A 25,071-nucleotide genomic window follows, 5' to 3' on the forward strand; every position below is an offset into this window, starting at 1 on the left:
TATTCATATCAGCATAAAATGCTGATATGAAACACAAAAGTAAGATTTTGAGTCAGATTTATCTAAAAAATACTCAATATTAAAACATATGAAAAAGGGCTTTCATTAACTCAACAGCCTTTTTTATAGATGATATCACATCTGATGAAAAAGCTTATAATAACGATGCTTATGCTAAGTTTTATGGTTTTGATAAGGTTTATGGAAAAGAATTAGGCTAGAATATCGAACAATTTTTCTAATGTGATTTCTTGTTTTTCTTGAGTTTTGCGATTTTTATACTCAATTAAACCTTGCTCTAAAAGTCTATCACCAATAACCACATGATGAGAGTAGCCGATAAGATCTGCATCTGCAAACATCACACCAGGTCTTGCGCCTCTATCATCTAAAATCACATCTATTCCTTTTGCAAGTAACTCTTGATAGAGTTTGTCAGCTGTTTGTTTGACACTTTCAGATTTGTTATAGTTGATTGGCAATATTGCAACTTGATATGGAGCGATAGCCTCTGGCCAAATGATTCCATTTTCATCATGAGACTGTTCAATTGCAGCAGCCATGACTCGAGATACTCCAAAACCGTAGCAACCCATAAGCATAGACTTAGGCTTGCCATCTTGACCAATTATATTGGCATTCATTGGTTTTGAATAAACATCTTCAAGCTCAAAAATATGTCCAACTTCGATACCGTTTGTGAGCTCTAGAGTTCCATTATTATCTGGAGATATATCTCCTGTAACTACGTTTCTAATATCGGCAATTTGATAATTAGTTATATCTCTATCCCAATTCACATTCACAAAATGATAATCATCGTCATTTGCGCCACAACAGATATCTTCAATCATCATTGCACTATAATCAGCTATAATTTGTACAGGACAGTTAACTATCCCTAATGAACCTGGATTAGCATTAAAAATAGAGAAAATTTCATCTTTGGTTGCAAGAGTGTATGGTGCTACAATTTGTTCGAGCTTATTGATTTTTGTCTCGTTAAGTTCATGGTCTCCTCGGATAACTAAAGCGAAGAAGTTACCTTTAGCATCCTTTATAACCATAGTTTTAATAGTTTTTTTGATATCAAAATTAAGTTCACTACAAAGTTTTTCGATAGTCTTAATATTTGGAGTATGAATTTTTGTTATAGTATTCTCAGAAACTGCTCTTGTGCTTAAATCTGGTTTCGCATATGTTGCTAACTCAATATTTGCAGCATAGTCAGAGCCATTGCTATAACATATAATATCTTCACCAGCATTAGCTAATACTTGGAATTCGTGACTGTTATCACCTCCAATTGCTCCAGTATCTGCACGGACGGGACGATAGGCTAAGCCAATTTTATCAAGAATTTTACAATAAGTTTCATACATCTTGTTATAAGTGTTATGTAAACACTCACTATTTTCATGAAATGAGTAAGCATCTTTCATGATAAATTCACGGGCACGCATCACACCAAAACGAGGGCGGATTTCATCTCTGAACTTTGTTTGAATTTGATAAAGATTTAGAGGTAATTGTTTGTAACTCTTGATAGTATCACGAGCCATGTCTACAATTGGCTCTTCATGGGTTGGGCCATAGCAAAAATCTCTTTCATGTCTGTCTTTTAGCTTCAGAAGCTCAGGGCCAAATTTATCCCAGCGGTGAGTTTCTTGTAATAACTCAGAAGGTAGTACACTTGGCAGTAATAACTCACTTGCTCCAGCTTTATTCATCTCTTCACGGACTATATTCTGGATTTTCTGTAGAACTTTTAGTCCTACAGGCATCCATGTATAGATTCCTGAAGCAAGTTTTTTTATCAGGCCAGCTTTTAGCATGTATTGATGGCTAGTAAGTACGGCCTCTTTAGGAAGCTCTTTTGTAGTAGCAATAAGGGTATGTGTAGCTTTCATGACTATCTAAGTTTCAAAATAAAAATATGAGCTAAATTATAGCAAAAAAATAATTATAAAATATAAAAATTGACTCTAGATGAAGGAAGTTAAGGAGATATGAAAAAACTAAGGAGTATCACCTAGAGTAATCTTTATATATTAAGACTCAATCAAACCAAAGTCTGTAAATTTTTGGATATGATTTTGCTTAGGATTTTATATTCTATACTTAATAAATTTTATGTCAATTATTTTTTATAAATTTAACAACCAATAACTATCTGGATCAGATGGGCAAAGATGTGGTCCACATTCAACAAATACATTTATTGTATTAGCAAGTGTTAAAGCTAGTATCAAGAATATTGCTACTTTAGCGAATAGACTTAAACTTTTCTTTTTATCTTCATTTGGAGTAAAGAATCCACAAATAGTCGCATATATTATGAAAATAATACTTACAATAAAATTCCAAGTATACATATGTAGTGAGAATACAGCATCTCCATAATTCCCAGTGCCAGGAACAATATGTAAAAGTATTTGTGTCATTGCCATTGCAGCATTTAGGATGGCTACTAACGTTACGAACAGATAGTTCTTGTATTTATTGCCATGAGCCAAATTTAGTAGTAATCCAAAAGTTAATAAGCTCAGTGACATTCTTTGGAATACACATAAGGCACAAGGCAGTTCTTGGAAATAAAGTTGATAATAAAAAGCCATTGCTAATACAACACTTATACCAATAATAGCTATAGAGTCGAATAAATCTAGAATATTATCTTTCATAGCTAGCCCCTTAAAGTTGAATGTTTATATATCGAATTGTATGAGGAATAAATACTACTAGTAATAATCCCAAAGATACAAGGAAAAGAGTAGTAGCTAGCTTATGCTTATTTGTTATAGCAAATATTAAGCTAAGAAATGTTGTCAAAAATATTAAAAATATCATGCTATTAAACTTTTTAAAACTTTAATGCTGGGATTATAGTCTTATTTTAAGTATAAGTGAAATTGAAAAAAATTAATTGTGTTATAAGTAAAACTGATGTTTTAATTCTGAGCACACTTAGGGCCATCTAGAATTCATAAATTTAGAGATAAGAAAGGAGGAGAAAAATATAAACTACTAAACAGCCCTAAGTAAAAAACTTTTAGTATGATGGAAAATTTTTCTTGAAATTGTTTGGCTCCCCGAGACGGACTTGAACCGCCGACCAATTGATTAACAGTCAACTGCTCTACCGACTGAGCTATCGGGGAACTTGTGAGGTATTATATGGCTGTTTTGTTATACTGTCAACAGTATTTTTAGTTTTTTTGAGAAAATATGATGTTTTATCAAGTTTATATGAATTTTGGTGTGTGATAACATATCATAAGTTTCAAAATATCATTATTTAAAGCAAGTAATAGTTAGTATGGAAAATCAAGTTATTCAAAGACAGCAAGAATTAGTTGAAGAGTTATCTTTTTTTGAAGATTGGGAAGATAAGTATGATTATGTCATATCACTGGGTAAGCAATTACCAGAGTTTCCTCAAAATAAAAAAATTGAGAAGAATTTGGTTAAAGGCTGTCAATCCCAAGTCTGGTTCGACAGCAGTATAAAAGATGGTAAGTTACATTTTATAGCTACTAGTGATGCATTGATTGTTTCAGGGTTGATTGGAATGCTACTAAGAGTATATAGTGATGCAACTCCAGCAGATATACTTAATTCAGATACTAATTTTATTAAGGAAATTGGTTTTGGCAATAATTTGAGCTCGACGAGAGCTAATGGTCTAAAGTCAATGCTTGACTATATCTATGCAACTGCACAAAAAAACCAGTAAATGAAAATACTTGTTTGTAGACCTAAAGATGATGCTGATAAGCTTTCAAAATTACTAAAATCTAAAGGATATACAGCTACGAGTCTACCATGTATTAATATTGATTATATAAATGTTGAAAGTTCAGTGTTGAGCTATACAAGTTATATATTTACTAGCAAATATGCTGTAGAAAGCTTATTTACTCAATATAATCCTGAATTTTTCGACGGTAAAAAAATTTATAGTGTAGGTCAAAGCACCGCAAAAACTCTAAAAAAATATGGTTTAGATGCTATATATCCACATGATCATGGTTCACAAGAGCTTTTGAAGCTAATATTGAAAGAAGATGTTTATGATGATAGTTTTGCGGTTATCTCTGGGGTTTCTGGAAATGAATTGCTTGTCAAAGAGATATCGCAACTAACAAAGTGCGATAAATTTGAAACTTATCGGAGAGTTTTTGAGAGTGTTGCTACGCTTAGTCAAGCGTATTTAAAATTCATTGATGATTGTATAAATCCTGATGTTATTGTCACCACAAGTATCGATATTTTTAAATCTTTGAATAGAATTTTTGATGAAATAGTAGTGCCTGAGGCTGCAATTGTTACCATAACAAGTCCAAAAATGCTAGAATTTGTTAATGAACAAGGCTTTGAAAATACTTTGAGTCTTGAAAGATTAGACAATGATTATATCTGTCAAAAAGTACGAGAACATATAGAGGCAAAAAATGTCACAAGAAAAAAATATTCAGCAAGAGCAAGCGAATGACGCTGCTGATAATGTTGCTCAAAAATTAGAACCAATTAAAAATAAATCTTCGTTTAACATCTTGTCTAAAATTAGCATGGTTGTATCTTTAGTAGCCCTTGGTTTAGCTAGCTACTCTGTTATTGATTTTGAAAGAAGTGATAACAAGCTTGGTGCTAATGATCAAGCTTTGGCCAGTTTGCAAAATCAACTTGAGTCGCTTAAGTCTTTGCAAACTGAGCAAAAAGAAGCTATCAATGACCTTGGCGAACAAAATGATTTTTTAACACAAAATATTAAAGCGACACAGTCGCAGGTTACTACTTTAGGTAATCAAGTGGCAGTTCCGACTAAGGACTTGTATCTGCAGATGAGTATAGTAAATATTCAGTCGGCTATTAACTACTTAGTATTAGCTAAAGATGTTGCAGTCTTTGATGGTGATGCTCAAAAGGCTAATGAGCTGGTTGATAGTGCATTTGATAAAATAGAGGCTAGTGGAGTTGCAACTGTAAGTGTTAGTGAGCGTCAAAAGATAAAAGATACATTAGGGGAAACTTTGTCAAAAAGTGATGTTATTAAACATTTTATCTCTATCCAGCAGCAGTTTAGTAAGCTTAAATATATTACTCCAGAAGATATTTCTGCTGATGTTAATACTTCTTCACAAAGTAACTATATGAAGTTTTTACACTCAGTAGTTGAAATACAGAATATTCCTGAGAATCAGACTCTTGTTGCTACAAATCAAGCTAAGCAAGTTGTTTCAAGTAATCTGTATAACTCATTGATACAGTTACAGAGTGCTATGTATAGCAACGATCAAGGTAGTATTGATAAGGCCAAAGACAATCTTATTGCTATTATCAATCAATATTTTGTACAAGATAACAATGCAAAAGAGCTTAAAAAAGATATCAAAAGCATTAACTCTCAGAATTTAGATAATGTAGATAGTAGTTTAGATAAAGTTATTAATCAGCTATCTGAACAACAAAATAAGCTTTTGATAAAAGAATCAAGTCTAACTAAAACTAATGTAAGTGCACAAGGAAGTGATAAATGATAAGAGTCTTAAAACTTATAATAGTTGTTGCTCTAGCTACCTTGATTGGTATATGGGCGACTAAAAATCATGGATATATTATGTTAGTGATGGCCGATAAAGCTATCAAAGTAAACTTAGTTGCCTTTGTATTTATCGTTTTTGCACTATTGTTTGCCTTAGTTTTTGGCTTTAGGATAATTAAACTAAGTTTTCAGTTTCCTTATTTGTTGTTTAATTGGTTTATTGGTTTGTTTACAGTAAATAAGCAAGAAAGATTTGCAGATTTATTTGCTGATATGGTTCTAGAAAATAATAGAATAACTAATAAGTTGAGCGTTTCAAGTATTGCTAAAATTTCTCCGAGATCTTTCAAGGATTATGTGCTTTTTAGAAAAATTTGTATGATTGCTAACAGTAAAGATATCAAAGAATTAGATAAAGCTCTGAAGCAGATTAATGGTGACACAATCGTATATAAGTTCTTTGAGGTTTATAAGCTTTATCTGGTTCAGAAACTTTCAGAAGCACGCACGAAAGTAAGCTTACTTTTGGAGAGAAATAATTGTAGATTCTTACCTAATATTGCAAATCTGGCTGGAAATATTGCTTTAGCTGATGAGGATGCGGTGTTTGCACTCAAAGTCTTGGAGAAGTATGATGTTTATCTCAAGCAAGATCTTGGCGAGAAATTAATTGTTTTAGCTCTAAGAAAAGCTAAAGATGTTGATGAATTATCAGATATTTATAATAAGGCAGAAACAACTAATATAATAAGTAGGGTGTACCTAGAACAACTTGTTGACTTTGAAGAAGTTGTTTTGGCTGAGAAATTTGCTAAAAAGCAGTTGGCAGGGGGCAACATCTTGCCAGAGATGCTAAAAATTTATGTTAACGCATTTAGCATTCCAATAGCTAAATTATCTGAGAAAGTTCTTGATAGAGCTAATCACGACTATGATAGTATTCTTATGTTGCTAGAGCTTGCGACGATTAAGTCAGATAATTATAGTTTTAAAATGGCTTATGATTATATCGAAAGACATATTAAGGACTTGCTAAATACTACACAACTAGAAAGATACCATAATATATTATGTAAGTTTTTTATAAAAAATGGCGATGTGGCAGGTATAGATATCTCAGCTACACAATTAATTTATCGAAATAACTAAAAGGTATGTTTAAATGCAAGTTAAAAGATGGTTTTTGAATAATAGTTTGAGAAATTATCAGTATTTATTATATGATGATAGTCATGCTATTGTCATAGATCCTCTCAAAGCAGATATATTTGATGATTTTATCAAACAAAATAATTTAAAGCTCGAGGCAATACTTATTACACATAGGCATGGTGATCATATTGCAGGTGTCAAGAAATTGCTTGAGATTTATCCAGGTACTAGAGTATATGCTTATGCTGATAATGATCTCTTTAAGCCAGATGTTTATGTCGATGAGGGAGATTCTATAGACTTTGGAGTTACAAATTGTAAGGTAATGTATACTCCTGGGCATATTGATGATCATGTATGCTTCTTGTTTGAAAAAGAGAAGGCTCTTTTCTGTGGAGATACTTTATTTAATGCTGGAGTTGGCGGTGTACATGCAGCATCTGCAGATGTGGGACAGTTATATGACTCATTAGCCAAGATTTCTGACTTAGATAAAGATATAAAACCATATCCTGCTCATGATTATTGGCAAAGCAATCTTGATTTTGCACTTAGTATACTGCCTAATGATGAATCTTTTAATTATTATAGAAATCAAGTTGCAGAGCTTATAGGTGAAGATAAGCCAATTGTAAATTTAGCAGAGGAGAGTAAGCTTAATATTTTTATTAGATCAATTGATGATGAATCTTTACTACGAGCTTTGCCTGAGTGTTCATTAGGAAAGGAGATGTTTGTTAAGCTTAGAGAGTTAAAGAATCAATTCTAAACCTAGTCTTTAGAAGTCTTATTGCTTGAGGATTCCTCCGAATTCTCTGAAGATTTGTTTTTAGAATCTTTCTGAGCATCTTTGGGTTCAATTTTTGTTCGACTTATTTCGCGTGGGAAACCTCCATTTAAACCAATTCTCTGAAGCTTGATTATATCCGGAGCCATCGCGCGTTTGCTATCATAAGGTCCTATATACATTCTAATCCAACTGCCTACTCGCTGGAATTGTGGGTTAAGACCATCCTCTTTCATTTTTTTAACATACCAGGATGTTTCATCCATATTTCTGAATGATGCAATTTGATAAATATATTTATATTTATACTGAGCTCTTTGTGCATCAGGTTGAACATCGACCTCAACACTATCATGTTTAAGGCTATTGTAGAATGTAAACACCATTTTTCCGCCACTACCGCTTTCAGTAAAGTCTGGCTTTTGATCACTGTTTGTTGAATTGGTTTTGGTATTATCTTCTGTGCTATCTTGCTCTTTTATTGAATCGCTGTTTTGATCCGCTTGAAGTTCTACTTTTGCTTTTTCTTCTTCAGCCTTTACTTTTTTTAGGTGTTTGTTTATGAGTTTAGATGCTACAGCTATTACCAATAAGCATACTACAGCTATGATTACGATTTTCTTTCTCTTGGAGCCACTAGGTCTTTGTGGCTCTTTGTTATTTTCTTTTGTAGGCTTTTTAGGGATATCTAATCTTGATAGATCTTTCATAAGTGTAATTTTTTTAATAAATCCATTAAACTTGGTAGGCGTTTAATATCATAATGTTATACTAAAGAAAGATTATAAATAATACTTAAGTAAATATATAGAGTTTTGTTATTAGTTGTACTAAAAATAGTATATTTGTTGAAAAGGTTTTCTAAAATATATTGTGATTGTTGAAGACTAATATATAAATAATATAATTAGCCTTAGAGAATTGCTGGTCTATGAGATAAATTCCAGCTTCCTTTTAGGAAAGTAGATTAAACTAAATTTTTTAAAAAAAGAGGACATATAATGCGTTTGCAGAAAAAAATATTATTAACATCTTTGTGTATGGCTACTTTTATAGCAACAAATTTATATGCTGCAACAGATGCTCAGGTCTCTAAGCTAACTAGCCAAGAAAAGTTTGATAATAAAGAGATGCTTATAAGTAACTTAGATTCTTTATTTGCATATCAAACAAAAATAACAGTTGGTAATGTTTCGCAGGATAAAAATGGCAATTTAGTAGCAACAGATATTTGGATTATAAGTAGTGATTCAAAAAATCCAAATATTAGTATTAATAAAGCTATATTTGAGGGACTGAAGGCAGGAGAGACTGTTAAGAATAGTTTTCATATAAAAATAGAAGGCTTGAGTGTAGCAAATTTGGCAACAGCGGTTGCTAATAGTAATGTGGTTAGCTCAAAGACAGACCCTAAAGATCTTGCAAATAATCAAGGTCCATTTGCTATTATAATGAATGATGTCGGTCAAGGAATATATAATCTTGACATTAACTATGATTACGATGAGAGTACTATTAATTTTGCATTGAACTCAACCATTGGCAAAAAAACATTTATAAAAGCAGATGCAAAATTAAAAGATATAGATTTATCTGGTACTGAAGTTGACATGGACTTCTTAGCATCGTTAGTTACAGAGTGTATGAATTCGAAGATACAAAATCTTAGTTTTGATGCAAACTTCTCAGAAGTTCTAAAAGAGGTAACAAGTAAATATCTTGGTAAAAAGTATAAACAAGATCCAGTCCTTGATATAAATGGTAAGTTAGGTAATAAGCCAGGAGAGCTTGTATTAAACCTTGACGGTAAGCTAGGGACTAATAATTATGGTAAATATAATATTGTAATTGAGGGTATAGATCTAGATAGCGGTTCTATCAATGAAATTATTGATGGAACTGGCAAGGCTTTGGATAATGCTTATGTACAATCTAATACTGCGGATTCAAAAATCCAGCTTAATTTTCAGAAGGATTTTTTCCCAGAGAAGTCACCAATAAGAGAAGTGTTTTCAATACTTGATACTAATAATATCAATATAAAAATTAATTCAGATCGTCAATTTAAGAATAATAAATATAATACTAATTTTGATATACAAGCAGAGGGATTAGCAAGTCTAAAAGGTAGTGCTGAAGCTATGGTAAATGACAAATTAAGCTTATTACCATATTTAGGTGCCGGAGCTCAAGATCAAAAAGATTTATATGATTGTGATAATGAATTATGTTTGAAAAGTGTAGATGTTACATTTGCTAACTATGGGTTACTTGAAAAAATTGCTAGACTTGCAAATCAAGATCCTAATACAACGCCACAGCAGATATTAGGCTCATATGGAGCATTGTTACAGCTTTTTGCTGTACAACAACAAGATAGGTTTTTACAGCAGGTACTATCATCATTTGCAATGTTTTTACAAAATCCTAAAAATATAAGTATACATGCGAAAGCGAATAAACCAGTTAATGAAATGGCTTTATTAAATATGCTGGTTAGTGATGCAAAAACACTAAAAAGAAATAATCCTATCAAGAATAATGGTAATGTTGATTTGAGTAAGAGCCCTGATGTCAAACTTATAAATAATATTCAAAATCTCTTCAAGATTAGTTTTGATGTTAATCAGAACTAAAAATTAATATTTCTTGAAAATTAAAGCTATATCTCTATTGACAACTTTTGAAAATAAGGTAATATATCACCCTATAAAGCGGGAATAGCTCAGTGGTAGAGCACAACCTTGCCAAGGTTGGGGTCGCGAGTTCGAGCCTCGTTTCCCGCTCCATACTCTTAGGTTTGTGTGGCTGAGTAGCAAAATGGTTATGCAGAGGCCTGCAAAGCCTTGGACGCCGGTTCGATTCCGGCCTCAGCCTCCACTAACTGCCCGGGTGGTGAAATTGGTAGACACAAGGGACTTAAAATCCCTCGGAGCTTAACCTCCGTGCCGGTTCGAGTCCGGCCCCGGGCACCATATTCTTATTTCATACTGTTTCAAGTTGTATCATAATCCTAATAAAATCAATACTTTGAGAAGATTTACTGTCTCAAGGTGTATCATGAATTAGCATATAAACCCACAAAAAAGTACATACTAGAGTACATACTGAGTTATACTCTTAATATCAATCATAAATATTCTTATCTTATGGCTGGCAAATTAACAGATACAAAAATTAAAAAACTTACCTTTAAAGATGGTCCAACCCATGGAGATGGTAACAGACTATATTTAAAAGTAACTCCTAATAATACTAAGTCATGGGTATATCAATATAAATTAAATAAGAAACGCCATACTATGGGCTTAGGAGCCTATCCTGATGTATCTTTAAAACAAGCTAGAGAAAAAGCTTTTAAGTTTAATAGTATATTAGCCAATAATGAAGACCCAAAAATACATAGAGAACTTACTAAAACTAAAGATGAGCGGTTATTTATGAATATAGCATTTAAAGCTATAGATAAATTAGATATTGGAGAAGATAGTAAAAAAAGAAAGCTAAGAATATTAGATAAGGATATGAAGTCAGTATTTGGTAGTAGGTATATTGATACTATCAAAACATTTGAGTTAGCTAAGTTTGTTGAAAGATTTGAGAAAACACCGTCAGCACAGAGAAAAAAGAAAGACTTACTTTCTAATATTTGGCAATATGCAGTAGCTAAGGGCTTTGTTGAGCATAATATAGTCAAAGATATTAGCGGGGTGTTATCTCGAGAGAGGGGCGATAATTACGCATATATAGACCCTATAAAACAAAAAGGGTGGTTTAGTCAACTGCTTAAAGACTTTGATAATTATCCAGGAGATATAATTACAAAAGCAGCATTACAAATATTGCCTTATTTAGCTTTTAGACTAGGTATAGTATTAAATCTTGAGTGGAAAGAAATTAAAGATAATGAACATGGTAAACATTTAGTTATTCCTGCTGTTAAAATGAAAGGTTCGCAACATGATAAAAGAAAGGGACATGACTTTATACAGCCATTAAGTAATCAGGCTTATAAAATTTTAATGGACTTAAAAGAGAAGTTTTATAAAGGTGATGGTTATATATTTAGTATAAATGGTAAAAAACCTATAACACATAATGCTTTAAGGCAAGGATTGCAAAATACGCTAGGTTATAACGGATTAGATAAAAAGCCTAAACAAACTGCTCATGGTTTTAGACATATTTTTACTACAGGAGTAGAACATTTAGCTGGTAAGCATGGTTGGAGGGAGCTAGCTACTGAATATTATTTGGCTCATGTTAGTAGTAACAAGGTTAAAAATGCTTACAATGGCTATGAATATATGGATGAAAGAATTGTTATTATGCAAACTTGGGCTGACTATATAGATCATATTAAAGAAAATGCTAATGTAATAAGGTTAGAAGATATAGGGTAATTAAACTCTTAATGATAAGTATTTGTCTGATTTCGTTGCTGCATAAATTAAGTTATAATTAATATTTACTGCAGCAATAAGACCTTATGATACAGTATGATACTTGATATCTTAATACACTAAGTCTATTCTTAAATTATCTAATTAAGCACTTTCTAGGTAGGCCAACCGAAAGACATTACCCAAGTGTTTGGGAGTGCTTAATCTTTGGGGACACTGTGGGAGGTGTGTTTTGAGTGAACTAGTCAATATTCAAAAGAAGAAAGAATTATTACAGTCTGAAAAAATTTATATAAAAGATTTTTTTTGGTTATTTTTTGATACGCCTCCAACAAATAAAGATTTTGAAATTATGGCTAAACATGGGGTATTGATGTGTGATAAACATAAATTGTTTGATAGTAATACTAGGTTGGCATATCTTAAAATGGCAGATTTAGTAGATAAAAATACTCAAATCTTTACTAAATACTTATGTTTACCTATCAGCGAAATAAATAATACTTTAGACATAAAAAAATATTACAAAAACTATAATGAATGCAAGTTAAATCTTATAAATCATATTGATGAGCCTAAGAAAATCAGTGATCAATATACATATTTATATGATAATGATAATGCTTACTTGCTAGTTAAAGAAATAGTAAATGAACAAAAAGGCGTAAGAAAAATAGAATCTCTTAGCTTTAATAAAAATCAATATTCAGTTTTTGTCTATAAAAAAGACTTTATTAAGCTTAAGGATATTTTTGATATCGATATTGGAAAGTATATTGAAGATTCTTTCAATATTAATGTTAGTACCTATGCTTATAGCGGAGTATTAAAGAAATACAATGATATTATTTTAGCTTTTGCTGACTGTGAAGATTATAAAAAATACGGAGAAATTACACAATCAATTAAGCACATACAGCCATGGCTTAAAGAAAAGTATTTAGATAAAAAAACAATCAATACAGATGACTTTAGAGTATTAATCAAGTTTATAAAAGGGCACTACAATATAAAGTAGTGGCATATATCAAAGCCTTATAATTCAATATATACAAAGAGTATAGTATATCTATGTGGCACTATTGGCACATTTTTTATTTTTAATTTATTTCTTATATTTATCCCATACCAACGCATACAAGCCTATTAAAATCCGAGGTTTGTAAGCGAGGTTAATATTTAGTTTGCTAGCAACTAACACAAAAACTAAATTTAACTAACTGGAGATAAGTAAATGGTTACTTCAAACAATAAAGTATTAAGAATTAAAGATGTAGTGGAACTATGTGGAGTTAGTAGATCAACTATTTATAGATGGTGTAATGATCCTAAAAATAGTTTCCCTAAATATATAAAGCTATCTGCTACTAGTACAGGCTGGTATGCAAAGGATATTAATAATTGGTTAGAATCTCTTAGAAATAGTGAGGTAGCTTAATATGACTACTTTACAAAATACTAATAATCTTTTATCATCTTTGATTGTCGGGCGTGGTAACCCAACAAGCAGTAGTGATATTGCCACTAATAAGAGCAATGACAAAGTGAATTGTAATAATAGCCATGATGATATAGATAATACTGTATCTATCAGTAGCGGGCGTTATTATGCACTTTTAAGATATGTTAATCAATATATCTATCCCATAATGGTTAAACTCTTTTGTTTAATCGAGTGGCGTAGGAAATACAATACCCAGCTTGCTGGGGAATACCTACGGCTAGGCTGTTTGCTAGTTACCAACCGCTCGACTAATTTGGTAAGTAAACAAACAGAGGAATATAGCCATGTCTAAACAGAATCAAAATACAGAACATTTATTTTTTATTGATATCAAGAATGAACAAATGACAAATAAAGATCATGAGTTTAACTTAGATGTTAATGATAAAGTCTTATTTGATAAGTCAATCAAAGCAGAGCCTAACAATATTGCTATCATCAAAGATAATCAAGATGAATACAATATAGTCTTACTCAAAGAAAACTCCACCAAAGAGCTTGTAGGTACATTCCTAAACGAGAAATACAAAGGACTTGAGATAGCCATTAAAGAAGTTATAGCTATAGCCTTAGAGTCTCGTAAACCAAGCAGAGTATTTAGGGGTTAGTTATCATGAAGAAGAATAATATAGAGAATTTATTTTGTATTGAAATAAAAAACAATGCTATGAGTAATTCAGCTCATGATAAAAATCTAGTTAAAGGTGATTTCTTAATCTTTGATAAGACTTTAGAAGCCAAGCTAAATAGAGTCGCTATAGTCAAAAATAATCACAATGATACATTCATAGCCTTACTATCCAAAAATCCTAAGAATGAGCTTGTAGGTAGGTTCATAAATGAAAATCATAAAGATGTAGTAATACCAGTGGAGAGAGTACTTGGAATTGCTACTAAAAAGATAAGTAATGTTAGATATTTTTAGGAGAGTAGACAATGAATATTAGCAAGTTTAATGACTTTGTAAGTTCACTTGGTTACTCATTGCCTAGTGGATTTAATTATAGCATAGATGTAGGTAATAGGATTAGATTTAGTGATGCTAATAAAAGTAAAATTAATAAAAATTTATGGCTTCAAAGAGTAGATTCAGATTTATATGTCTTTGGCGACTGGGCAGGTGATAAACATACATATATAGATAATGAAAAACCCAAATATGAGATACAGGACTTTGTAGAATTAAGAAAGCAAAGAGAAGAAAGACAAAGGAAATACCAGGAGGAAATAGATACTAAAAAAGATTTAGCTACTAAATTAACTGATTTTTATAAATCATTACCATTGGCTAACAAGGACCACCCTTATTTAGTAAAAAAAGGTATAAATAATCATCCATTAATACGCTTGTATAACGATGTATTGATAATTCCATGTTTTGGTACTGTAGAACCTTTTAATAATCAAATACAGAGCTTACAAGGAATATATTCAAATGGTTTTAAGAAGTTTTATAAAGATGCTCATGCTAAAGGCTCATGTCTGATATTAAATAAATCTTCTAATGATAGTTTTATATTTGTGGAGGGCTTCGCTACAGGTATGAGTGTATTAGACCTTGTAGAGCATTTTAAGGCTGATATATCGGTTATATGTGTATTTAACTGCAATAACTATATTCATGTCGTAGAGAGTTTCTATAGTAAATATCCTAATGCTGAATTTAATATATGGGCAGATAAAGATAAGAGCGGTATAGGAGTTGAAAAGGCGGGTGTGGTTGCTGCCGAAATACCAGGTATAACCATAAACCCACCACCATTGACAGATGAGCAGATGGATAAAGGTTTATCAGACTGGAATGATTATTTGAGTACTAGAGGGGATTTAAGAAATGAGTAATGTAGTAGAGCTAACAACAATAGATGATAATGTTGAGTTATTAAAAGGTAAGCCTAGAGAGTTACCAAAGAATGATAAAAAGATGCCAGTATTTACTAAGGATATGCTACCAAATAGATTATCTGATTATGTCTTTGGACAAGCTGAGGCTGGTAAGCTAACAGCAAGTTCTATAGCTATATCTGCTTTGACTGGAGTATCAGGAGTACTTGGTAAGAAAGTAGTATTAGATGTTGGTTTTAAAGAGGTAACAGCTAATGTATGGGGATTAGTCACTGGTGAGAGTGGTATAGGTAAAAGCCCATGCTTAAGAACTATTACCTCTATAATAAAAGATTTAGATACAAAGCTAGAAGAGGAGCATAGAGAAAAATTAGCTGATTATAATCTTGATATTGAGGTTATAGATGCAAGGATTAAGGAAATAAAAGACTCGATGAAGTCTGATATTAAAGATGCTAATCATGAGGCCATAAGAGAAAAGAAACAACTTATTAGAGAGGTTGAAAATAGTAAGCCATACAGACCAATAGCTAATGAGATTATATATACAGATTTCACCCCACAGGCAATTATAGACAAGATAGCCAAAGATTGTCCTAATGGTATTTTATTATGTGGTGTAGAGTTTTATAAGATGCTACAAACATTATCCAGTAAAGAAAATGCTACTAAGCAAGGAATGTTTTTAAAGGCTTATGATGGTGAGTTTGATAAGAGTTTAACACTTGGTAGAGGTACTATTAATGTCGATAAAGTATCAATATCAATATTGGCTGATATTCAAACTAGTAATTTAGAAAAGTATTTAAATCAAGTTAAAGATAATGAGGGGTTGCTGGCAAGGTTTCAATTACTATCAGTAGTCGAAGATAGTGCTAGAACTCACAAGAAGCCAAAGTTAGATGAAAAACTACAGCATGTATATAAAGACCTTATAGATGAGTTGTTTGACATTCCTTTGCTAGATAGGGTTATTAATGGCGAATTAGTCAAAGGTGAGCCTAAGAAATATAGATATACAGCTAAAGCAGATGATTTTTTAGATAGATGGTTTGAATGGTACGATGCAGAGGTTAGAAACTTTGCAGAAGATACACCAATGAAAAGGTATCTAAATAAGTTTGGTGAGACTATATACAAAATATCTTTAATATTTCATGTCATAGATAAAAAAGATGAAGAGTTTATAGATATAGATACTTTGGAAAAAGTAGTTAAATTTATGAATTATCTATATGAGACTGCTAAGTATCTTTATGATGATGAGATTGATTTAGTAGTTAAACATGCTAAAGAAATATTATCTAAACCGCTAGATAGATTTAAAGATGGTTTTACAGCTAGCTCATTAAGAGATACTTACTCAAGTTTACGAAATGATAAGCAAATATCTTTGACAATTGAGAGCTTAAATTTAATCAAAGAGCATAACCATATTTTGGAAATTTCACCTAAAAAAAGAGATAGATATACACGATATAGATTGATGGAATAATCCCAACTGACTAAAAACCCGACTGATTCAACTGGTTAAGGCTCAAACCCTTATGTATCAATGGATGCAGACCCGTCGGGTAGTCGACTGATAAGCGACTGATGAACTGATTAAAACTATTTGACCAGTTGACCAGTTGGATATCAGTTGGGGAGTCAACGGGCTTGAAAGCCTTATGTACCAATGCTTGAGGCTATACCAGTTAAACCAGTCGATATTTGTACCAGTTGGACAATATGGAGATATAAAAATGCTATTTGATGTAACAATTTTAGAAGAATATAAAACAGAAAATCAGACTAAACCAAAAGAGAAAATACAGCTACAAGATATTAAAGAAATTAAATCATCGCTCACCCAAAAAGGGGAGGCTAAGATATCTCGGCAGCAACCAAAAAAGAAAGATGATTATCTAAAGAATTTTACTATTGAAAGTTATTTATCAGATATTCAACTACCACCTAAAAATATCCCCTGGATAGAACACTTACTAAAGTGGAAACCAAAGGCTAAACAGTATGAGGTTTTAAAGCAATATAAAGAGCTATATTTACAAGCTTACAGTGATACACCATTAGAACATCAAAAGATTAATGCTGGTACTTTAAAGGCTAATGCTTGGCTTAGGGTTTTGATTACTGGAGAATGAATTATCAAATAAGCTTAACATTAGATTTTTTATACAGTATTATCAACTTTATAAGTTATCTAATTCATAGGTATTTTAAGTTGAGAGTATTTAAAATAATCGCTTTATTTTTTATTGTTTTGTCACCAATTGTTAGTTTTGCTAATGATCCTGTGATTTTATCAATAAATAATAAAGTAGATATCCCTCTACCCAAAGATATGCAAAGATTGGTTGTTTTAGATGGTGGGGTTTATGCTGCTGTTATGTCTGATAAAAAAGGAGATAATATTTACTATGGAACAATAAGCTTAGATGAGCTTAAAGAATTAGGAGCAAAAGATTCTGTATATAAATTCTTAAATAACTCCTATAACTCTTCTTCTAGCAAGCCTAGAAATAGATTTGAAGCAATATTAATTAAAGGTGAGTTTATAGATGCAGATAACCCTAATGTAAAAATATACAATTATAGAGATAATAATTATATTTTTGATAATATCTATTCTAAAGACTTAGATTTTGCCGTATTAATAAATTATGACCCAAAATATAAGGATTACATAAACTTAATAAAGCAGATTAAGATAAGAGGGTGATATAAGTGTCGGTTGCTACTTTAACAAATAATGAGAAAGATGAAATTAGAAAACTTTTAGTTATTATTTTTGGTTCTCAAGCGAAAAATTGGGAAATAAACAATCGAGTTGCAGAGCTTATAACTAAAGCATTTAATGAAAGTGTTAAATGTAGTAAGGGTATAGATACTTCTCCTAGACCATTCGGTTTTATTCCAAGTGGCGTTGGTGTTGCCAGTCAAGCTGTTTCAATAGCGAATAGAATAATAAATAACAAAGGGCAATATAGAATGTGTATAGATTATGTTGCCTTAAATTACAAACGAGTTGTATATATGGCTGCTAATGGTATATAAAAACATCGTCTGCGTATTTGATAATTACTTTTTTAACCTATTTTATTAAATTATATTAGTCCTATAACCAATTAATCAAAGACTGTTCAAAGTTTCTCGCTTAAATCAACTAAATCCATCTCATTATATAATTACTTCTAACATTACATAACTGACAAAATGTAATACTCATAATGACAATCAATATACAAAAAGTAAGGTTAAAAGATGGATAATATACTAAATTTTAATGATATTCCTAAGCAAAAGCCTACGCCTATAGAAAACTTATCAATAAGCGAAATATATGAGGTCCTATACTGTAATGGTTTAGAAGCTATATTGACTGATGGTAAGGATAAGGAGAAAGAAATAATAAATATTCATTTGTTAAACATTCTAAGTAAAAAATTAGGCTTATTAGTATCGTTATTCTTTGAGCTTGGAGATGTAGCAGATAGAGAGTATCAAGATAGCAATATTAAGAAGTCAGAACTTAAACAAAGACTTATAAAGTTATTTGATTATATGGAGGCTATTTAATGGAGGGTTTAAGAGAGATAGCTTGGAGTAATGGCTATGAGTTACCTAATGATGTAGAAACTCAAACTATGGCTAAATATAGATGGTTTGAAAAGAGCAAATATATAGTAAGGGTTGACTGGGATAGCTTTGTTTTTGGTGATAAAAGAACAGGCGAGAGATACAAAGTAGTTAATGGCGAATTAGTAGAAAAAGAGCAAGGTATAAAGATATGAGAGAAGAAAACCATAATATAGAGTTCAAGAGTAAGACTATATCAATAACATTAAGACTTGATGAAAACGAGCTACAAACTTTAAAGAATACAGCCAGTCAACACGGTGTAGGTTACTCTGTGATAGTTAAGTCATTGATTTACAAATTTAATAGGAATCTTATTAATTTTTTATAGGAAGGAATAATGAAGACAGATTTAACAGCTAAACAATTAGAGTTTTGTAAGCAAATTCTTTTGGGTGAATATCAGTTGGAAGCTTATATGATGGCCTATGATTGTGAGAATATGGAGTATGACACTGTAAAGAATGAAGCTAGTAAGCTTATGAAGAATAAGAAAATAATAGCTTTCATTAATAATGTAAGAAAAAGAGAGTTATTAGGTACATTAAGAACTAGAGAGACTTATCTAAATAAGTTAGATGACATTATTGATAGTGATGAATCTACTACGGGAGAAAAAATACAAGCAATTAATACAATATCAAAACTCAAGCTATGGGATAAAGGAACATACGGAGAGATAAAATTGAATAATATAAATGAAGATGTACCTAGTTTAGAGGAGCTAAAAGGTAAAGAATAACCATTACATAGCCACTACTTTTTAGGTTTTTGAACGATATAAAAAAGAGTTTTTACCGCTTATAAAAAAGAGGGATCAAAAGGCATTAATAAATCTAACCGATGTTATAACTTAATCTTATCACATTCATAAAAACTATATATTTCACTTTATTAAAATCAAAAGCCATAATATCAGCATAAAATTTATACATTGTAAGAGATTATCAAAATGAAGAAAGTAATATTAACAGCATCAATAGTTTTAAGTTTAATTTCAACTGGCTTTAGTTATGGAATAGCTACTCAAGTTTCTAGTAGTTCTTTTCCGCCTCCAGTAATGCAGCTAGCATATTAAATAAAATATCAAAAATAGGGGGTCACTTTGAACAAGGTACATACTAAAGTACATACTAAGATTGTATGTTATATTTTAGTGTATTGATAATAAAAGGTTTGAGGCTTATACATTAATTCCGGCCCCGCATTATTAGTCATGTATTTTCCTTGTAACATCTATGCGTAAATAATATTTAAATGATCCTAGTGTTGTTTTATGGTGTATTATTGAATTAAGTTACATTAATTTTTTGAAATTTCTTTTTTAGCAAGTTTAATTTCTTGTTGGAATTCTGGGCTTGTTTGTAGTTGAGAGAACATGATGCTTCCTACTAAATACCCTGCATTAACATCGCTTGGATAATGAACTCCACAAACAATTCGACTTTGACCAAATTCATAACCTCTCTTCATGATTTGATTTGTTCTTGAGGGGTTTATCTCACTTAAAGTAAGAGCAATTGCCCACCCTATAGTTGTATGCCCAGAAGGGTACGATCTATGAATATTATCTGTTTTCACACATGCTTTTTCATGAAAATACGCAAAAGGTCTTGTGCGATGATAGAATAATTTAGCTGGTTTTGTGAACTCTCCCTCAGCTATTTCTAATTGATTTAGAATTTTCCATATTGCGGGTGTTTCTTTTTTACTTATCTGATGACCAAAAGCTTTTTCAAAAGCTTGAGCAAATCCTTCTGGAGAATAGTTTGCATCTGATTGAGCTAGTTTATATCTATTGGTGTTTTTGATAAAAAAACTAGCGTGAGAAATATTCATGTCATTTTGATATAGTAATGTTCCAGGAGTTGGAGGAGGTGGTATGATTTGTTTTATGTCTGGGATATCTATGTTGAGTCTATCGGCTGCAAAAGCTGAACTTATTATAGCTGTTAATGACCCTACAAATAGTATTTTTCTAATCATATTTTTATTTCCTTGGTTAATTATCCAAAGAAAATGATAAATTGATTTAAAAATGAAGAAATCAAAAAATTAAAAATTTGTTACTAATTACAGCTAAAGTATGATATTTTAATATTCCTTTTTTTCTAAAAGATCACTATTCTAGAAAAAGGCTTATAAGTATGTTGAAAATTAAAGCAAAAATCAATAGTTTATTTAAAACTAGAAATTTTTATATCAAATATAAAATAGAATTATTTTTTCAAGGGTAGACGAATTATGTTTTATTGCCTTTTATTTTCAGTGAGTTTTGAAACACAGTTTTAGTTAGCTATATTCCTTATCAAAAACTTCTAACATTAAAAGAATTAACAACTCTACCAATTATTACCGCATCAGCTGGTGATTTGATTTCATCATTATTTTGAAATTTTGAGTTTAGTGGCATCAAGTATAAGCGGTTATTATCTTTGTATAGTAATTTAACTGTGGCTCCGTCGGAGTTTCTAGCAACTACAATTTTATCAACTAAATTTTGAGGACTAATTTCGCTAGGGTCAACTAAAATATTCTCGTCTTCGTAAAGAGTATATTTAGCATATTTAGGACTAAGCAGTTGAGATTCTGATGAATCATAGAGCATGCTCTCGCCTTGTACTCTAAGTGAAAAACCGTTTTTTGGTACAAGACTATCTGGTATTTGCAAATAGTCAATCGGGTCAATATTCTCTTGAGATTCGGTAAATTCACCTGCTTGTACATAACTTAGTACTGGTACGTTAGTTACACTCATTATAGATATATCATTAGGGTAATAATTATCTTCGAGACCAAGTATCTTCATAACCTCTATATGTCCATCATATGAGGGACAGTTAGTACCGGCAACCCAACCCTTAATAGATCTATCGCTTTTGCCAAGCTTTTTTGCCAATTCTATTTGTGTCATGCCTATTCTTTTTAAGGCTGGTTTTAGATCGGTTTTGTAATCAAACATCTCTAATCCTAAGTACAACAATCTAATTCTAAGTATATTTATATAAAATCAGCAATTCAATAATTTTTTGAAAAATAGTGCTATATTACTTCCCTTTACAGCAAAAAGTGATTAATATTGAAAGTGTAATAAAACTGCACTTTTATAAATTGAGGGAGTTAAATAAAATGATAAGAAAAAGCATTCTAGTAGAAAATCAGGAAATTAAAGATTTACTATCTGTCATCAAACATCATTACACATCTGATAATAAGAATACCATTCAAGATGTAAGCTTAAACCATGTAGTAAACAGAGTATATAAAGAAAATGTAAGAAAATATATAGTTGAGCGTTGGCATGCTCTAGAAACAAAAGTTGGACATCAAGTAACACTTTTAGAAAACAACTATAATAAGAGTATTATCAATAAGTTATACAAAAAGTCTCGTGATCTAAATTTTGTGATTAAAACTCGACCTGATGATTCATCAAGAGATTTACACGATTCAATTAAAAAAGTATCTAACATAGATATAGTTATAAGAGAGTTTTCTTTCTCTTAGAGTCTACTTAGTTACTTGTTTTTCTAGCACTTTTTTACCTAAATAAACTGATAGTATGATTATAAACATTCCAATCAGTTGCTGTATTGAGAATGTCTCTCTAAACAAAATATAGCCATATAGTAAGGCAAATACTGGACCAACTAGTAAAACTAAAGAGCTCATAGCTAATGATATATATTTGACACGACTTATGTATAAAATATTTCCGAGTAGGTGTCCAAATATAGCTATAGCTAATAAAATTAGAACGCCACTTAAAGTTGTCGGAATTATCTGTTCATTGAAAATAAAAGCTAATATAAATAGTGTTGCTGAACCACTTAATGATGCTATAAACATCATTCTAAAAGTTGAGCAAGAATCTCGTAGCTTTTTAGAAAAGATAATAAAGAGTGCATAAAATACCGCAGATATGATAGCTAGCCAGTTTCCTAAAAGGTGCTGAGAGCTTAAGCCTGATTGACTCATAAGAAGTAATAAACCAATAAATGCTACTAGAAGAACTAAGTAATATTTAAGGGATACTTTTTCTTTGAGAAATATAATGGCTATAAAAGTAGTAATAAAAGGACAGAGATTTGTTAAAAGGCTAGCCTCAGCTATTGATGTATAAATCAAAGATATACCATAAAAAGCTAAATCTAAAGCTAGGAATAGACCAGTTAATGCGGCAATGTATATAGATTTCTTTGATAGCTTATCTTCATCTTTGGTAATAGCTAAGAATGAGTATAAGAATATACAGGGTAATAATAGTCTATAGCCAAAACTTGCAATTGGACCAACTTCTGAATATCTAATTAATACCGATGCTATAACAAGGTTGGAAAGTGCAAACAATATTATGAAAAAATCTCTATTCATGATGGTGTCCTGGCTAAATGCTTATTAAGCAGATGATATCATGAAATTAGCTAAATACTTGTGATAATTAAAGGTAAATACTAGTGTTATCTAAACTTAGAGATTTTAACTTTAAGAGATACATGCTAAATTAGCTTTAGAATTAAATTTTTTGGCTAAGTTTTAAGGTTAAAATAATGCATATAAGTGAGCGCCGTAAGTGGTATGTAGGCTTTGCTGTTTTTGTAATAATAGTTTTATTATCTCTTTCATTACTCCACGCATCAATATGGGTCAGTATAGGCTTTATAGCTGTTTTGGTAGTTGTCGCAGTATATGATGCTACGCAAACAAAACATGCTATCTTGAGAAACTTCCCGATAGTTGGGCACATGCGTTTTATACTTGAGTTTATTCGACCTGAAATTCAGCAGTATTTTATCGCGGATAATGAAAGTGAAAAGCCATTTGGTAGAGAAACTAGGTCAACTATATATCGTCGTGCTAAGGGTATTAATGATACAGTAGCATTTTGTACTGAAAAAGATATTGATAGAGTTGGCTATGAGTGGGTAACACATTCGCTTGTGCCGAAGCATTTGGATGAAATTGAAACGCGTGTTAAATTTGGTGGCTCTGATTGTAAACAACCATATATGGCATCACATCTAAATATATCAGCGATGAGTTTCGGAGCACTGTCGGCAAATGCAATTATGGCTTTGAACAAAGGTGCTAAGTTAGGTGAGTTTTGTCACTGTACAGGTGAGGGAGGTTTGACAAAGTATCACTTACAAGGTGGCGATATAGTCTTTCAAATTGGTACAGGATATTTTGGTTGCCGTACTGATGATGGTGGTTTTTGTGCTGAGAAGTTCACTGAGAAAGCAAATTTAGATAGTGTTAAGATGATCGAGATTAAGCTATCTCAAGGGGCTAAGCCATCTCATGGAGGTGTATTGCCCGCTGCTAAGATAACTCCAGAAATCGCTGAAATCAGAGGGGTATCTATGGGTAAAGATGTCTTGTCGCCACCAGCACATAGCGCTTTTTCAACACCAATTGAGTTTTGTTATTTTATAAAGCAATTAAGAGATTTATCAAATGGTAAGCCAATAGGATTTAAGCTTTGTATTGGTAGTCATGTAGAGTTCTTAGCTATATGTAAGGCAATGCTTGAGACAGGTATCAAGCCTGATTTTATAACTGTAGATGGGGCAGCTGGTGGCACTGGGGCAGCACCTTTAGAATTTTCTAATCACATAGGTATGCCGTTAGAGGATAGCTTGATATTTGTGCATAATGCTTTGGTTGGTTGTGGCTTACGCGATGAGATTCGTATTGTTGCAAGTAGTAAGGTAGCAACTGGTTTTGATATGGTTAGATTATTTGCTATGGGAGCAGATACTTGTAATTCTGCTAGAGCGATGATGATGGCAGTAGGCTGTATTCAATCACGCCAATGTAATAATAATACTTGTCCAGTTGGTGTAGCAACCCAAAATGAGCGTCTTGCAAAAGCACTAGTAGTAGAGGATAAGATGTATCGTGTATATAACTTCCATAAAGCTACAATTAATTCATGCTTAGAAATCGTAGGAGCAATGGGCTTAACATCTACAAATGATATTGGTCCAGAAAATCTCAAAAAGCGTGTATCTGTAAATGAGATTAAATCATATATTGATTTGTATGATTTTATACCAGAGAATAGTTTGATAGATGGTAATATGCCAGCTAGTTTTGCAAGATCTTGGGAAAAAGCTCGAGCAGATTCTTTTTAGTTTTTCAAACCGAAATAATAATTTTTTGCCTACTCAATTTGCTAAAATAACTAATATAA

The 25,071-nt window shown here is 31.5% G+C and carries 30 protein-coding genes and 4 tRNA genes; 27 read left to right on the forward strand and 7 right to left on the reverse strand.

The genetic code is table 11. The features are described 5' to 3' along the window. Window positions 1–212 precede the first annotated feature (212 nt). The 3 genes from F3D57_RS07300 to F3D57_RS07310 form a co-directional block, all read right to left on the reverse strand. Window positions 213–1,910: a proline--tRNA ligase gene (locus F3D57_RS07300; protein WP_150465753.1), complete on the reverse strand. Its 1,698-nt coding sequence runs from the start codon at window positions 1,908–1,910 to the stop codon at window positions 213–215. A gap of 237 nt (window positions 1,911–2,147) precedes the next feature. After that, window positions 2,148–2,684, reverse strand: coding sequence for a disulfide bond formation protein B (locus F3D57_RS07305; protein ID WP_150465754.1), 537 nt, complete (start codon window positions 2,682–2,684; stop codon window positions 2,148–2,150). A gap of 401 nt (window positions 2,685–3,085) precedes the next feature. After that, a tRNA-Asn gene (locus F3D57_RS07310) sits at window positions 3,086–3,161 on the reverse strand. 158 nt (window positions 3,162–3,319) lie between these two features. Between F3D57_RS07310 and F3D57_RS07315 the strand changes: the two genes are divergently transcribed. Genes F3D57_RS07315 through F3D57_RS07335 form a run of 5 tightly spaced genes read left to right on the forward strand, consistent with a single transcriptional unit; the run spans window position 3,320 to window position 7,466 of the window. Further along, window positions 3,320–3,736, forward strand: a complete 417-nt coding sequence (locus F3D57_RS07315; RefSeq protein ID WP_150465755.1) for a SufE family protein — start codon at window positions 3,320–3,322, stop codon at window positions 3,734–3,736. Next, a complete protein-coding gene (locus F3D57_RS07320) occupies window positions 3,737–4,495 on the forward strand; it encodes a uroporphyrinogen-III synthase (RefSeq protein ID WP_150465756.1) in 759 nt (252 codons plus the stop codon). Then, a complete protein-coding gene (locus F3D57_RS07325) occupies window positions 4,455–5,540 on the forward strand; it encodes a hypothetical protein (protein ID WP_150465757.1) in 1,086 nt (361 codons plus the stop codon). The genes F3D57_RS07320 and F3D57_RS07325 overlap by 41 nt, the downstream gene beginning before the upstream one ends. Continuing rightward, complete coding sequence (locus F3D57_RS07330) at window positions 5,537–6,694, forward strand: heme biosynthesis protein HemY (RefSeq protein ID WP_150465758.1); 1,158 nt, start codon at window positions 5,537–5,539, stop codon at window positions 6,692–6,694. The genes F3D57_RS07325 and F3D57_RS07330 overlap by 4 nt, the downstream gene beginning before the upstream one ends. 13 nt (window positions 6,695–6,707) lie before the next feature. Beyond that, window positions 6,708–7,466, forward strand: a complete 759-nt coding sequence (locus tag F3D57_RS07335) for an MBL fold metallo-hydrolase (protein ID WP_150465759.1) — start codon at window positions 6,708–6,710, stop codon at window positions 7,464–7,466. Between the two features lie 2 nt (window positions 7,467–7,468). On the opposite strand, the gene F3D57_RS07340 is transcribed toward F3D57_RS07335, so the two are convergent. Beyond that, window positions 7,469–8,194: an SPOR domain-containing protein gene (locus F3D57_RS07340; protein ID WP_150465760.1), complete on the reverse strand. Its 726-nt coding sequence runs from the start codon at window positions 8,192–8,194 to the stop codon at window positions 7,469–7,471. A 291-nt stretch (window positions 8,195–8,485) separates the two neighbouring features. Between F3D57_RS07340 and F3D57_RS07345 the strand changes: the two genes are divergently transcribed. The 20 genes from F3D57_RS07345 to F3D57_RS10445 all read left to right on the forward strand — a co-directional run bounded on the left by F3D57_RS07345 (window position 8,486) and on the right by F3D57_RS10445 (window position 19,953). Further along, window positions 8,486–10,120 (forward strand): hypothetical protein, encoded by a 1,635-nt coding sequence (locus tag F3D57_RS07345; protein ID WP_150465761.1) that lies wholly within the window; start codon window positions 8,486–8,488, stop codon window positions 10,118–10,120. A gap of 78 nt (window positions 10,121–10,198) precedes the next feature. Next, a tRNA-Gly gene (locus F3D57_RS07350) sits at window positions 10,199–10,273 on the forward strand. A 17-nt stretch (window positions 10,274–10,290) separates the two neighbouring features. Next, window positions 10,291–10,364 (forward strand) — tRNA-Cys (locus tag F3D57_RS07355). 6 nt (window positions 10,365–10,370) lie between these two features. After that, a tRNA-Leu gene (locus tag F3D57_RS07360) sits at window positions 10,371–10,459 on the forward strand. A 174-nt stretch (window positions 10,460–10,633) separates the two neighbouring features. Beyond that, entirely contained in the window at window positions 10,634–11,887 is a 1,254-nt protein-coding gene (locus F3D57_RS07365) for a tyrosine-type recombinase/integrase (protein ID WP_150465762.1), read from the forward strand. 232 nt (window positions 11,888–12,119) lie between these two features. Continuing rightward, a complete protein-coding gene (locus tag F3D57_RS07370; RefSeq protein ID WP_150465763.1) occupies window positions 12,120–12,905 on the forward strand; it encodes a hypothetical protein in 786 nt (261 codons plus the stop codon). Between the two features lie 216 nt (window positions 12,906–13,121). Then, window positions 13,122–13,325, forward strand: coding sequence for a helix-turn-helix transcriptional regulator (locus F3D57_RS07375; RefSeq protein WP_150465764.1), 204 nt, complete (start codon window positions 13,122–13,124; stop codon window positions 13,323–13,325). A 1-nt stretch (window position 13,326) separates the two neighbouring features. Further along, window positions 13,327–13,683, forward strand: coding sequence for a hypothetical protein (locus F3D57_RS07380; protein ID WP_150465765.1), 357 nt, complete (start codon window positions 13,327–13,329; stop codon window positions 13,681–13,683). Beyond that, window positions 13,676–13,999, forward strand: coding sequence for a hypothetical protein (locus F3D57_RS07385; protein ID WP_150465766.1), 324 nt, complete (start codon window positions 13,676–13,678; stop codon window positions 13,997–13,999). Before F3D57_RS07380 ends, F3D57_RS07385 begins: the two co-directional genes overlap by 8 nt. A 5-nt stretch (window positions 14,000–14,004) precedes the next feature. Further along, the gene (locus F3D57_RS07390) at window positions 14,005–14,316 is read left to right on the forward strand and encodes a hypothetical protein (RefSeq protein ID WP_150465767.1); all 312 of its coding nucleotides are present in this window, start codon (window positions 14,005–14,007) and stop codon (window positions 14,314–14,316) included. Window positions 14,317–14,327: 11 nt separating this feature from the next. Then, the gene (locus tag F3D57_RS07395; RefSeq protein ID WP_150465768.1) at window positions 14,328–15,233 is read left to right on the forward strand and encodes a DNA primase; all 906 of its coding nucleotides are present in this window, start codon (window positions 14,328–14,330) and stop codon (window positions 15,231–15,233) included. Further along, window positions 15,226–16,731: a DUF3987 domain-containing protein gene (locus F3D57_RS07400; RefSeq protein ID WP_150465769.1), complete on the forward strand. Its 1,506-nt coding sequence runs from the start codon at window positions 15,226–15,228 to the stop codon at window positions 16,729–16,731. The genes F3D57_RS07395 and F3D57_RS07400 overlap by 8 nt, the downstream gene beginning before the upstream one ends. A 175-nt stretch (window positions 16,732–16,906) precedes the next feature. Continuing rightward, complete coding sequence (locus tag F3D57_RS07405; protein ID WP_150465770.1) at window positions 16,907–17,380, forward strand: hypothetical protein; 474 nt, start codon at window positions 16,907–16,909, stop codon at window positions 17,378–17,380. Between the two features lie 80 nt (window positions 17,381–17,460). Next, complete coding sequence (locus tag F3D57_RS07410; protein WP_191092370.1) at window positions 17,461–17,958, forward strand: hypothetical protein; 498 nt, start codon at window positions 17,461–17,463, stop codon at window positions 17,956–17,958. 5 nt (window positions 17,959–17,963) lie between these two features. Next, on the forward strand, window positions 17,964–18,293 hold the full coding sequence (locus F3D57_RS07415) for a hypothetical protein (RefSeq protein ID WP_150465772.1): 330 nt from the start codon (window positions 17,964–17,966) through the stop codon (window positions 18,291–18,293). Window positions 18,294–18,500: 207 nt separating this feature from the next. Continuing rightward, entirely contained in the window at window positions 18,501–18,815 is a 315-nt protein-coding gene (locus F3D57_RS07420; protein WP_150465773.1) for a hypothetical protein, read from the forward strand. Continuing rightward, a complete protein-coding gene (locus tag F3D57_RS07425; protein ID WP_146420638.1) occupies window positions 18,815–19,030 on the forward strand; it encodes a hypothetical protein in 216 nt (71 codons plus the stop codon). The genes F3D57_RS07420 and F3D57_RS07425 overlap by 1 nt, the downstream gene beginning before the upstream one ends. Next, window positions 19,027–19,206, forward strand: coding sequence for a CopG family antitoxin (locus F3D57_RS07430; protein WP_146420637.1), 180 nt, complete (start codon window positions 19,027–19,029; stop codon window positions 19,204–19,206). The genes F3D57_RS07425 and F3D57_RS07430 overlap by 4 nt, the downstream gene beginning before the upstream one ends. Before the next feature lie 9 nt (window positions 19,207–19,215). Further along, window positions 19,216–19,617, forward strand: a complete 402-nt coding sequence (locus F3D57_RS07435) for a terminase small subunit (RefSeq protein WP_146420636.1) — start codon at window positions 19,216–19,218, stop codon at window positions 19,615–19,617. Window positions 19,618–19,827: 210 nt separating this feature from the next. Further along, complete coding sequence (locus F3D57_RS10445) at window positions 19,828–19,953, forward strand: hypothetical protein (protein WP_257217876.1); 126 nt, start codon at window positions 19,828–19,830, stop codon at window positions 19,951–19,953. 224 nt (window positions 19,954–20,177) lie between these two features. On the opposite strand, the gene F3D57_RS07440 is transcribed toward F3D57_RS10445, so the two are convergent. Then, entirely contained in the window at window positions 20,178–20,861 is a 684-nt protein-coding gene (locus F3D57_RS07440) for an acid phosphatase (protein WP_013922719.1), read from the reverse strand. Between the two features lie 322 nt (window positions 20,862–21,183). After that, on the reverse strand, window positions 21,184–21,837 hold the full coding sequence (locus tag F3D57_RS07445; RefSeq protein WP_013922720.1) for a LexA family protein: 654 nt from the start codon (window positions 21,835–21,837) through the stop codon (window positions 21,184–21,186). Window positions 21,838–22,004: 167 nt separating this feature from the next. Between F3D57_RS07445 and F3D57_RS07450 the strand changes: the two genes are divergently transcribed. Next, entirely contained in the window at window positions 22,005–22,382 is a 378-nt protein-coding gene (locus tag F3D57_RS07450) for a normocyte binding protein 2b (protein WP_150465774.1), read from the forward strand. Window positions 22,383–22,385: 3 nt separating this feature from the next. Here the strand turns inward: F3D57_RS07450 and F3D57_RS07455 are convergent, their stop codons facing one another. Then, window positions 22,386–23,249: a DMT family transporter gene (locus F3D57_RS07455; RefSeq protein ID WP_013922723.1), complete on the reverse strand. Its 864-nt coding sequence runs from the start codon at window positions 23,247–23,249 to the stop codon at window positions 22,386–22,388. A gap of 176 nt (window positions 23,250–23,425) precedes the next feature. Here F3D57_RS07455 and F3D57_RS07460 point away from each other — a divergent pair, with 176 nt between their 5' ends. Further along, on the forward strand, window positions 23,426–25,012 hold the full coding sequence (locus F3D57_RS07460; RefSeq protein WP_150465775.1) for an FMN-binding glutamate synthase family protein: 1,587 nt from the start codon (window positions 23,426–23,428) through the stop codon (window positions 25,010–25,012). Window positions 25,013–25,071 lie beyond the last annotated feature (59 nt).

It is taken from the genome of Francisella sp. SYW-2 (assembly GCF_008711475.1).
Lineage (GTDB): Bacteria > Pseudomonadota > Gammaproteobacteria > Francisellales > Francisellaceae > Francisella > Francisella salimarina.

Bases quoted from the DNA above. Each gene is read 5' to 3' on its own strand.
- F3D57_RS07300 (WP_150465753.1), bottom strand. From the start codon at position 1,910: ATGAAAGCTACACATACCCTTATTGCTACTACAAAAGAGCTTCCTAAA.
- F3D57_RS07305 (WP_150465754.1), bottom strand. From the start codon at position 2,684: ATGAAAGATAATATTCTAGATTTATTCGACTCTATAGCTATTATTGGT.
- F3D57_RS07315 (WP_150465755.1), top strand. From the start codon at position 3,320: ATGGAAAATCAAGTTATTCAAAGACAGCAAGAATTAGTTGAAGAGTTA.
- F3D57_RS07320 (WP_150465756.1), top strand. From the start codon at position 3,737: ATGAAAATACTTGTTTGTAGACCTAAAGATGATGCTGATAAGCTTTCA.
- F3D57_RS07325 (WP_150465757.1), top strand. From the start codon at position 4,455: ATGTCACAAGAAAAAAATATTCAGCAAGAGCAAGCGAATGACGCTGCT.
- F3D57_RS07330 (WP_150465758.1), top strand. From the start codon at position 5,537: ATGATAAGAGTCTTAAAACTTATAATAGTTGTTGCTCTAGCTACCTTG.
- F3D57_RS07335 (WP_150465759.1), top strand. From the start codon at position 6,708: ATGCAAGTTAAAAGATGGTTTTTGAATAATAGTTTGAGAAATTATCAG.
- F3D57_RS07340 (WP_150465760.1), bottom strand. From the start codon at position 8,194: ATGAAAGATCTATCAAGATTAGATATCCCTAAAAAGCCTACAAAAGAA.
- F3D57_RS07345 (WP_150465761.1), top strand. From the start codon at position 8,486: ATGCGTTTGCAGAAAAAAATATTATTAACATCTTTGTGTATGGCTACT.
- F3D57_RS07365 (WP_150465762.1), top strand. From the start codon at position 10,634: ATGGCTGGCAAATTAACAGATACAAAAATTAAAAAACTTACCTTTAAA.
- F3D57_RS07375 (WP_150465764.1), top strand. From the start codon at position 13,122: ATGGTTACTTCAAACAATAAAGTATTAAGAATTAAAGATGTAGTGGAA.
- F3D57_RS07380 (WP_150465765.1), top strand. From the start codon at position 13,327: ATGACTACTTTACAAAATACTAATAATCTTTTATCATCTTTGATTGTC.
- F3D57_RS07385 (WP_150465766.1), top strand. From the start codon at position 13,676: ATGTCTAAACAGAATCAAAATACAGAACATTTATTTTTTATTGATATC.
- F3D57_RS07390 (WP_150465767.1), top strand. From the start codon at position 14,005: ATGAAGAAGAATAATATAGAGAATTTATTTTGTATTGAAATAAAAAAC.
- F3D57_RS07395 (WP_150465768.1), top strand. From the start codon at position 14,328: ATGAATATTAGCAAGTTTAATGACTTTGTAAGTTCACTTGGTTACTCA.
- F3D57_RS07400 (WP_150465769.1), top strand. From the start codon at position 15,226: ATGAGTAATGTAGTAGAGCTAACAACAATAGATGATAATGTTGAGTTA.
- F3D57_RS07405 (WP_150465770.1), top strand. From the start codon at position 16,907: ATGTACCAATGCTTGAGGCTATACCAGTTAAACCAGTCGATATTTGTA.
- F3D57_RS07420 (WP_150465773.1), top strand. From the start codon at position 18,501: ATGGATAATATACTAAATTTTAATGATATTCCTAAGCAAAAGCCTACG.
- F3D57_RS07425 (WP_146420638.1), top strand. From the start codon at position 18,815: ATGGAGGGTTTAAGAGAGATAGCTTGGAGTAATGGCTATGAGTTACCT.
- F3D57_RS07430 (WP_146420637.1), top strand. From the start codon at position 19,027: ATGAGAGAAGAAAACCATAATATAGAGTTCAAGAGTAAGACTATATCA.
- F3D57_RS07435 (WP_146420636.1), top strand. From the start codon at position 19,216: ATGAAGACAGATTTAACAGCTAAACAATTAGAGTTTTGTAAGCAAATT.
- F3D57_RS10445 (WP_257217876.1), top strand. From the start codon at position 19,828: ATGAAGAAAGTAATATTAACAGCATCAATAGTTTTAAGTTTAATTTCA.
- F3D57_RS07440 (WP_013922719.1), bottom strand. From the start codon at position 20,861: ATGATTAGAAAAATACTATTTGTAGGGTCATTAACAGCTATAATAAGT.
- F3D57_RS07445 (WP_013922720.1), bottom strand. From the start codon at position 21,837: ATGTTTGATTACAAAACCGATCTAAAACCAGCCTTAAAAAGAATAGGC.
- F3D57_RS07450 (WP_150465774.1), top strand. From the start codon at position 22,005: ATGATAAGAAAAAGCATTCTAGTAGAAAATCAGGAAATTAAAGATTTA.
- F3D57_RS07455 (WP_013922723.1), bottom strand. From the start codon at position 23,249: ATGAATAGAGATTTTTTCATAATATTGTTTGCACTTTCCAACCTTGTT.
- F3D57_RS07460 (WP_150465775.1), top strand. From the start codon at position 23,426: ATGCATATAAGTGAGCGCCGTAAGTGGTATGTAGGCTTTGCTGTTTTT.